Source organism: Streptomyces flavofungini (genome assembly GCF_041028215.1).
Classification (GTDB): domain Bacteria; phylum Actinomycetota; class Actinomycetes; order Streptomycetales; family Streptomycetaceae; genus Streptomyces; species Streptomyces flavofungini_B.
Map to the genome: position 1 here is coordinate 1 of NZ_JASKYR010000269.1, position 6,690 is coordinate 6,690.

Here is a 6,690-nt window from a genome sequence, read left to right on the forward strand (position 1 = left end):
AATTCCGATCTCCCCTACCGAACTCTAGCCTGCCCGTATCGACTGCAGACCCGGGGTTAAGCCCCGGGCTTTCACAACCGACGCGACAAGCCGCCTACGAGCTCTTTACGCCCAATAATTCCGGACAACGCTTGCGCCCTACGTATTACCGCGGCTGCTGGCACGTAGTTAGCCGGCGCTTCTTCTGCAGGTACCGTCACTCTCGCTTCTTCCCTGCTGAAAGAGGTTTACAACCCGAAGGCCGTCATCCCTCACGCGGCGTCGCTGCATCAGGCTTTCGCCCATTGTGCAATATTCCCCACTGCTGCCTCCCGTAGGAGTCTGGGCCGTGTCTCAGTCCCAGTGTGGCCGGTCGCCCTCTCAGGCCGGCTACCCGTCGTCGCCTTGGTGAGCTTCTACCTCACCAACTAGCTGATAGGCCGCGGGCTCATCCTTCACCGCCGGAGCTTTCAACCCCCTCCCATGCGAGAGGGGGTGTTATCCGGTATTAGACCCCGTTTCCAGGGCTTGTCCCAGAGTGAAGGGCAGATTGCCCACGTGTTACTCACCCGTTCGCCACTAATCCACCCCGAAGGGCTTCATCGTTCGACTTGCATGTGTTAAGCACGCCGCCAGCGTTCGTCCTGAGCCAGGATCAAACTCTCCGTGAATGTGTACCGGTAATCCGGTGCGACACACACGAGAGCGGAACCAGGGAGAGGAATAATCTCCCGGTTCACAGCGTCCTCGCTGTGCTGCCTGCACGGACAAGCCGTACAGGACTTTTTCAAAGGAACCTCAACTCACCGGAGTGAGTCGGGGTATCAACATATCTGGCGTTGACTTTTGGCACGCTGTTGAGTTCTCAAGGAACGGACGCTTCCTTTGTACTCACCCTGTTCGGGCTTTCCTCCGGGCGCTTCCCTTCGGTGTTTCTTCTGTTCTTGCGTTTCCGACTCTATCAGACTCTTTCGCGTCCGATTTCCTCGGTGCCTTTCCGGTTCCCGCTCGGCCTTTCGGCTCTCGCGTTTCCCTTTCCGGCGGTTCCGACTCTATCAGATCCTTTCGGGCCTGATTCCCAGTCAGCGGGAGTTGTCTTCGCGGCTGTTGGGCCGTTCCGACGTCCCAAACTCTAGCGGGTTTCCCCGGCGACTCATAATCGAGCCGTGGAATTGAATTCGGGCATGCCGAAGTCGTTCCGTTGGGAGGTGGTGCAGAGTTTGTTTTGCCGCTACCCGCGGCGGGGTGTGGCTGTCGCAGAACCGTTACGGCTCCGTGGCAACCCGAAGAACTCTACGGATCGAGCGGGTGGCTGTCAACCCCCGCAGGGCCCCGCCGCTCAAGCCGCCGAAGTAGCCGTCAGTCCAGGTCGGTGAGGCGGCCGCCCGCGTCCGGCTGGGCGTCCTCCACACGGCGCAGCAGCCGGGTCAGCACTTCGCCGAGGGCGCCGCGCTCCTGCTGGGAGAGGTCCTGGAGGAGGTCCTCCTCGAAGACGGTGGCGAGGCGCATCGCCTCCAGCCACTTCTCGCGGCCCTCGGCGGTGAGCTCCACGATGACGCGCACGCGGTTGCTCTCGTCGCGGTCCCGGGTGACCAGGCCCTCCCCCACCATGCGGTCGATGCGGTGGGTCATGGCGGCGGGCGTGAGGCCGAGCCGCTTGGCCAGCTCTCCCGGACCCATTTGGTACGGGGCCCCGGAGAGGACGAGGGCCTTGAGGACCTCCCACTCGGCGTTGCTGATCCCGAGGGTCGCGGTCTGGCGGCCGTAGGCGACGTTCATACGGCGGTTCAGGCGGCCGAGGGCCGAGACGATCTCCTCGACCTGGGGGTCGAGATCCTGGAACTCCCGCTGATACGCGGCGATCTGCTCTTCAAGTGTCGGCTCACTTGGGCCGGGGGTGTCACCCATGGGCCGAGTATGGCACGGCCCCGCTTGGCGTTGAAGTCCTTCAGTGTGTACAGTTTAGCTCTGAACTTTAGCTTCGAAGTCTTCACTTCTAAGGCTTCACACCCACTCTCAAGGCAGGTGAAAGTGACCAGGGCGATGGGCGCAGCGATGCGTCGTATCCAGGCAGGCAGCGCGCTGAGCGCGTTCGGCATCGGTTTCACGGTTCCGTTCCTCTACGTCTATGTGGCGCAGGTCCGGGAGCTCGGAGCCAGTACGGCGGGCATCGTGCTCGCCGCGTTTGCCATGGCCGCGCTGATCGTCCTGCCCGTCACCGGCCGCGTCATCGACCGTCGCGGCCCCCTCCCCGTACTCGTCGGCGCCGCGGGTGTGGCCTCCGTGGGCGCGGTCGCGCTCGGCCTCGCGAACAGCGAGCCGACGGCGATCCTCGCCGCGGCCCTGCTCGGCGCGGGCACGGCGGTCATGCAGCCGGCGCTGGCGACGATGATCGTCTGGTCGTCGACGCCCGCCACGCGTACCCGGTCCTTCGCGATGCAGTTCTTCCTCCAGAACCTGGGCCTCGGCATCGGCGGTCTCATCGGCGGCCAGATCGTCGACGAGAGCCGTCCCGGCAGCTTCACGCTGCTCTTCGCCATCGAGTCCGTGATGTTCCTGGTGCTCGCCGCGATCGCGCTGACCGTGCGGCTGCCGCACGCGCCGTCCATCCAGGACGCCCTGCCCAAGGACGCGTCCGCGCCGGGCGGCATGCGCGCACTCCTGCGGCACAAGGCCATGGTGCGGCTCTGTGTGCTCGGCTTCGTGATCTTCTTCGCCTGCTACGGGCAGTTCGAGTCCGGGCTCTCGGCGTACGGCGTGGAGACCGCGGGCATCTCCGCATCGACGCTGGGCATCGCGCTCGCCGCCAACACGGCGATGATCGTCGTCGCGCAGTTCGCCGTCCTGAAGTTCGTCGAGCGGCGCAAGCGGTCCCGGGTGATCGCCGCCGTGGGTCTGATCTGGGCCTTCGCCTGGCTCCTCGCGGGGTACGCGGGCGTCGGACACGGCAGCCAGGCCATGGCCACCGCCGCGTTCATCTCGACGTACGCGCTGTTCGGGCTCGGTGAGGCGATGCTGTCGCCGACCGTCGCGCCGCTGGTCGCCGATCTTGCCCCGGGCGGCATGGTCGGGCAGTACAACTCGGCGTTCGCCCTGGTGAAGCAGCTCGCCCTCGCGGTCGGTCCGGCCGTGGGCGGTCCGATGGGCGCCGCGCTGCACGTCCCGTACATCGTGACGTTCGTGCTGTTCTCGCTGGGCATCACGGTGCTCGCGGTGCGTCTGGGGCGGCGGCTCACCCCGGCGCAGAACCAGCCCTCGCTCGCCAAGAGCCCGGTCGTGGCGCAGGGCGGCCCCGCGGCCACCGAGTCCGTCGCGACCGCCGGCGCCTGATCCCGGACTACCCCGGCAGCGCCTGGCCTCGGGCTACTTCGGCAGCGCGAACTCGCACCAGACGGCCTTGCCGCCGCCCGGTGTACGGCGCGAGCCCCAGTTCGACGCGATCGTGGCGATGATGGCGATGCCGCGTCCCGCCTCGTCGGCCGGTTCGGCGCGGCGGCGGCGCGGCAGGTGCTCGTCGCCGTCGGTCACCTCGATGATCAGACGGCGGTCGGTCCGGCGCAGCCGGAGCCGCATCGGCGGGGTGCCGTGCTGGAGCGAGTTGGCGACCAGTTCGCTGGCCGCGAGGACCCCGAGGTCGTGCAGGTCGGGGGCGAAGCGCCAGCTCGCGAGGACTCCGGTGGCGAAGGCACGCGCGCGTGGCGCCGCTTCGATCCCGCCGAGGAGCTCCAGGGTGGCGTTGCGGAAGAGCTCCGCGTCGGAGCCGGTGCGCGCGGGGTGCTGGAGGACGAGGACGGCCACGTCGTCGTCGTGGTCGGCGGTCACTCCGAGGGCGCGGATCAGCCGGTCGCACACCACCTGGGGCGTGCCGGTGGCACCGGCCAGGGCGCGTTCCAGGGAGGCCACTCCCTCGTCGATGTCCTCGCTGCGCCGCTCCACCAGGCCGTCGGTGTAGAGGACGGCGGTCGAGCCGGGGCCGAGCGGCACGGAGGCCGAGGTGTGCTGCCAGCCGCCGGTGCCGAGCGGGGGTCCCGTGGGCTCCTCCGCGCGGTGGATCCGGCCGTTCTCGTCGCGTACGAGGATGGGGAGGTGCCCGGCGGAGGCGTACGAGAGGCTTCCTTCGTTCGGGTCGTGCACCGCGTAGACACAGGTGGCGATCTGGCTGGGGTCGATCTCCGAGGCGAGACCGTCGAGGAGCTGCAGGACCTCGTGCGGGGGCAGGTCGAGGCGGGCGTAGGCGCGCACGGCGGTGCGGAGCTGGCCCATGACGGCCGCCGCGCGCACTCCTCTGCCCATGACGTCGCCGATGACCAGGGCGGTGCGTCCGCCGCCGAGGGTGATCACGTCGTACCAGTCGCCGCCGACCGCGGCCTCGGTGCCGCCCGGCTGGTACGTGGCGGCGATGCGCAGGTCGTCGGGCTGCTCCAGCTCCTGCGGCAGGAGCGACTTCTGGAGGGTGACGGCCGTCTCGCGCTGGGCGCGCTCGCTGGCGCGCAGGCGCTCGGCCGCCTCGGCGTGGTCGGTGACGTCGGCGGCGAAGATCAGGACGCCGCCGCCCTCACCGGGTCCGGCGGAGCCGTCGAGGGGCAGCGTCGCCGGGGTACACGTGAAGGTGTACGACCGGCCGCTCGCCGCCTTGCGGGACTTGACGGTGCGCGGCTTGCTGCTGCGCAGGACCTGGTCGAGCAGGGGGAAGAGGCCCAGCTCGGCCAGTTCGGGCAGGGTCTCGTGCGCGGGCTCGCCGAGGGGGCGGGGACCGAAGGCGGCCGCATAGGAGTCGTTGACGTAGACGACGCGGTGCTCGGCGCCGTGCACCAGCGCGACGAGGGCCGGGACGCGGTCGAGCACCTCGCGGACCGGCAGGGCGTCGACGCCGTCGGCGGTTGTGGCGCGGGCTCCGTCGGAGAGCCGCTCGGCGCGGGCGGCGGGGACGGAGCCGTCCCCGCGCGGGGCCGCGGGGACCGTCTGCTCGGTCCGCGCAGCCGCGCGGCGCTGCGTTCCGGGGAGCCGGGCGCTCCAGCGCGTGAAGTTCACTGCGGTAGGCCTCGTGGTGTCGCTTCTGGATCGGCTTCGGGGTCGAGAACACAGCGTGTCGAGGGCGGGTGTCCCAGGGTCGGCCTCGCGGCCGGACCATGGTCACACGGACAGTCTGGCCGTCCGGTCCGACATCCGCCGGGCCGGGCCGGTAAACGTCAGACGCCGGGCCCGTGCGGGGAGTTCCTGACTCCGGTCAGGAGGACTCCTTCGGGGGCTTGCGTCCGGCCGCGAGTTCGAACTCCGCGCGGGGGTGTTCGAGCGAGCCGAGGGAGACGATCTCGCGTTTGAACAGCCCGGACAGGGTCCATTCGGCGAGCACACGGGATTTGCGGTTGATGGTCGGCACTCTGCTCAGGTGGTAGACGCGGTGCATGAACCAGGCAGGGTAGCCCTTCAGCTTGCGTCCGTAGACGTGTGCGACACCTTTGTGCAGTCCCAGGGAGGCCACCGAGCCGACGTAGGCGTGCGTGTACTCCTGGAGCGGCCGCTTCCGCAGGGCGGCGACGATGTTGTCGCCGAGGACCCTGGCCTGGCGCACCGCGTGCTGGGCGTTGGGCGCGCACTCCTTGCCGGGCTCGTCGGCGGTGACGTCGGGGACGGCCGCCGCGTCTCCCGCGCCCCACGCGTGCGTGGCGCCGTCCACGGCCAGCTCCGCGGTGCACGCGAGCCGCCCTCGTTCGTTCAGCGGCAGGTCGGAGGCGGCGAGTACGGGATGCGGCTTGACGCCCGCGGTCCACACGACGGTGCGGGTGGGGAAGCGCGAGCCGTCGCTCAGGACGGCGACACGGTCCTCGCACGAGTCAAGACGTGTCTCCAGGCGTACGTCGATATTGCGCCGACGCAGCTCGCCGACCGTGTACTTGCCCATCTCCTCGCCGACCTCGGGCAGGATGCGCCCCATGGCCTCGACGAGAATCCACTTCATGTCCTGGGGCTTGATGTTGTGGTAGTACCGCGAGGCGTAGCGGGCCATGTCCTCCAGCTCGCCGAGCGCTTCCACGCCCGCGTAGCCGCCGCCGACGAAGACGAAGGTCAGGGCCGCGTCGCGGATGGCGGGGTCGCGGGTGGACGAGGCGATGTCCATCTGTTCGATGACGTGGTTGCGCAGCCCGATGGCCTCCTCGACGGTCTTGAAGCCGATGGCGTACTCGGCGAGTCCGGGGATCGGCAGGGTGCGCGCGATGGAGCCGGGCGCCATGACCAGTTCGTCGTAGGCGATGTCGACGGGGCCCGTGCCTTCCTCGTCGGTCGCGAGCGTGCTGAAGGTCGCGGTGCGCTTGGCGTGCTGCACCGATTCGACCTCGCCGATGACGATGCGGCACTTGTCGAGGACGCGGCGCAGCGGCACGACGACGTGTCTCGGTGAGATGGAGCCGGCCGCCGCCTCGGGCAGGAACGGCTGATAGGTCATGTACGGGTCGGGTGTGATCACCACGATCTCGACCTCACCCCGCCTGAGCTCCGCCTTCAGCTTTCGCTGGAGCCGGAGGGCGGTGTACATGCCGACGTACCCGCCGCCGACGACGAGAACGCGCACACAGTCCGGGGTGCCGGGGGTCGTTCCCCGGGAGATCGCAGCCTTCACCATCCCATGACGCACCCGCCTCCGGAGTTTGTCCACAGGCCCGGCAGATTGTGTGACCGGAGGCCGCGCGCGGCCGGTGTTCGGGGGTCTGC

The 6,690-nt window shown here is 69.1% G+C and carries 4 protein-coding genes and 1 rRNA gene; 1 reads left to right on the plus strand and 4 read right to left on the minus strand.

The genetic code is table 11. The features are described from left to right. Together AB8Z36_RS19545 and AB8Z36_RS19550 are read right to left on the minus strand one after the other, a co-directional pair. A 16S ribosomal RNA gene (locus tag AB8Z36_RS19545) occupies positions 1 to 650 on the minus strand; the annotation flags it as partial. Positions 651 to 1,338: 688 nt separating this feature from the next. Further along, positions 1,339 to 1,887 carry a MarR family winged helix-turn-helix transcriptional regulator gene (locus tag AB8Z36_RS19550; RefSeq protein ID WP_369214629.1) on the minus strand — a complete coding sequence of 183 codons (549 nt, stop codon included), beginning with the start codon at positions 1,885 to 1,887 and terminating at the stop codon, positions 1,339 to 1,341. Between the two features lie 135 nt (positions 1,888 to 2,022). Here AB8Z36_RS19550 and AB8Z36_RS19555 point away from each other — a divergent pair, with 135 nt between their 5' ends. Next, on the plus strand, positions 2,023 to 3,309 hold the full coding sequence (locus AB8Z36_RS19555; RefSeq protein WP_369214630.1) for an MFS transporter: 1,287 nt from the start codon (positions 2,023 to 2,025) through the stop codon (positions 3,307 to 3,309). A gap of 33 nt (positions 3,310 to 3,342) precedes the next feature. Here the strand turns inward: AB8Z36_RS19555 and AB8Z36_RS19560 are convergent, their stop codons facing one another. After that, on the minus strand, positions 3,343 to 5,010 hold the full coding sequence (locus AB8Z36_RS19560; protein ID WP_369214631.1) for an ATP-binding SpoIIE family protein phosphatase: 1,668 nt from the start codon (positions 5,008 to 5,010) through the stop codon (positions 3,343 to 3,345). Between the two features lie 196 nt (positions 5,011 to 5,206). Then, a complete protein-coding gene (locus tag AB8Z36_RS19565) occupies positions 5,207 to 6,601 on the minus strand; it encodes an NAD(P)/FAD-dependent oxidoreductase (protein WP_369214632.1) in 1,395 nt (464 codons plus the stop codon). Positions 6,602 to 6,690: the final 89 nt, after the last annotated feature.